General features: G+C 74.1%; 2 protein-coding genes and 1 pseudogene. All 3 read left to right on the plus strand.

From position 1 onward, the window contains the following. A pseudogene (locus DY245_RS44180) lies at nucleotides 1–331 on the plus strand (FG-GAP repeat domain-containing protein); the annotation flags it as partial. 311 nt (nucleotides 332–642) lie between these two features. Beyond that, a complete protein-coding gene (locus DY245_RS08245) occupies nucleotides 643–1,224 on the plus strand; it encodes a GNAT family N-acetyltransferase (protein ID WP_342354175.1) in 582 nt (193 codons plus the stop codon). Between the two features lie 99 nt (nucleotides 1,225–1,323). Continuing rightward, the gene (locus DY245_RS08250) at nucleotides 1,324–2,274 is read left to right on the plus strand and encodes a Yip1 family protein (protein WP_128505092.1); all 951 of its coding nucleotides are present in this window, start codon (nucleotides 1,324–1,326) and stop codon (nucleotides 2,272–2,274) included. Nucleotides 2,275–2,344 lie beyond the last annotated feature (70 nt).

Raw genomic sequence — 2,344 nt, forward strand, 5'->3', positions numbered from 1 at the left:
CCAGGGACCGACCCGGGCGGGCGCCGCCGCCTACCCGCCCGGCTACGCCGTCGCCTTCGGCCGCTTCGCCGCCGGCCGCGGCACCGCCCCGCTCACCGCCGTCACCGCCGACACCGACGGCCTGCTGTCCGTCGCCGGCCGCCCCGGCACGATCCGTACGGGCACGGGCGGCGCCCCCACCCTCGCCGCCGCCGATGTGACCGCCGACGGCCGCACCGACCTCGTCCTCGGTGGCACCCGCCCCGCCCTCCTCCTCGGCAGCGCCGACGGGCTGTCCCCCACCCCCCACCGCCTCACCCTCCCCCGCCTCCCCGGCACCGGCCGCCCGCTCNCCTCCCCCGCCTCCCCGGCACCGGCCGCCCGCTCGCCACGGTCATCGCCCTGACCGACTTCGACGGCGACCACCACGCCGACCTCATCCTCCTCACCCGCCGCGGCCCCACCCACGACCGGGTGACGGTGTACCCCGGCGGCCCGTCGGGCCTCGCCGCGCGGCCCACCCGGTCCTTCACCACGGCGGACTTCGCGGCGGCGGGGCTCCCGGCGTCCTGACGGGCACCGGGCCGGCGCGGCACCTCCCGGCGGACCCGGCGCACGGCACATACGGTTGCCCGGCGCCGGGACGCCCCCGACCATGACGGCATGGACATGGCTAACAGGACCGGCGGTGCCACCCCGGCCGACGCTGCGCAGGACCCGGCGGGCGGCGCCCCCTCCCGCACACCGGCCGACCCCCCGCCCCCGCCCGTCGGGATCCGGCCCGCCGAGCCCGCCGACGCCCCCGTGATCGCCGCCATCCACCAGGCATCGCGGCGGGCCACCATGCCGTATCTGCCGCCCCAGCGCCGTACCCACGACGAGGTCACCCGCTGGATCCGCGAGAGCGTGCTGCCGCAGTCACACACCGTCGTCGCGGCCCGCGGCCCGGAGCTCCTCGGCTACGCGGCCGTACAGGGCGATCTGCTCGACCAGCTCTACCTCCGCCCGGACGTCCGGCGCACCGGCATCGGCACCCTCCTGCTCGCCGAGGCGCGGCGGCAGAGCCCCGAGGGCCTCTCCCTGCATGTCTTTCAACTCAACGCCGACGCCCGGGCGTTCTACGCGCACCACGGTTTCCGGGTCGTGGCCACGGACGACGGCAGCGGCAACATGGAGAACCTTGCGCAGCTCACCCTGCGCTGGACGCCGGACCGCGGCCCCCTCATCCCTCCGGGATCCCCCTAGGGGATGTCACAGCTCAGCAGCAAACCCTGCCCCGTTACCCCTGCTCCGCCACCCGATCCGCGCGGACCAGGTACTTTCGATGACGTGGCTGGATTCAGGATGGGTCGCGGACGGGATGCCCGCCCCGCGCAGAACGCACAGCAGGGGCAGCAGGGGCAGCAGGCTCCGTACGGACAGCAAGGACCGTACGGGCAGCAGCCCCCGCCGCCGCACGGGCAGTGGCAGCAGGCACCGCAGCGCTACGGCGGCGGGCCGCAGGGGCAGCAACAGCCGCAGGGGCAGTTCGGCGAGCCCGAGTACTTCGGCGACGGCGGCTATCAGCCCCAGCAGCAGTCCTACGCGCCGTACTCCAACGACAACAACCCTGGCCACACGCAGCAGTTCAGCGTGGGCGAGGCGGACTCCTACGGTTCGTACCCCGACCAGCACGACAACGGCCCCGGCCCCGACGGCGCATACGCGGACGGCGGCACCTACCGCGCCGGCCAGACCACCGCGCCGCCGGCCGGCCCCCGGCTCCAGTGGAAGCAGCTGCTGACCGGCATCGTGCTGCGCCCCGACGCCACGTTCTGGCAGATGCGGGACCACAAGGTCTGGGCGCCGGCGCTGATCGTCACCTTCATCTACGGCCTGCTCGCGGTCTTCGGCTTCGACAAGGCCCGCGAGGATGTGCTCAACGCCACCCTCTCCAACAGCATCCCGTGGGTGCTGATCACCGCCGTGATGTTCATCATCGGCAGCCTGATCCTGGGCACGGTCACCCACACCATGGCCCGCCAGCTCGGCGGCGACGGCGCCTGGCAGCCGACCATCGGCCTGTCCATGCTGATCATGACGATCTCGGACGCGCCCCGGCTGCTGTTCGCGATGTTCCTCGGCGGCGACAGCACCCTGGTCCAGATCCTCGGCTGGCTGACCTGGCTCGCGGCCGGCTATCTGCTGACCTCCATGGTCAGCAAGTCGCACGACCTGCCGTGGCCCAAGGCGCTCGGCGCCTCAGCGATCCAGCTGGTCGCGCTGATCGCCCTGGTCAAACTCGGCACCCTGTAGGCCGGTTCGCCCTCCGGCCCGCGGCAATCTGCCACGGCGAAGGGGCCCGCTCCGGAGCATTCGACTCCGG

Source organism: Streptomyces inhibens (assembly GCF_003389455.1).
Classification (GTDB): domain Bacteria; phylum Actinomycetota; class Actinomycetes; order Streptomycetales; family Streptomycetaceae; genus Streptomyces; species Streptomyces inhibens.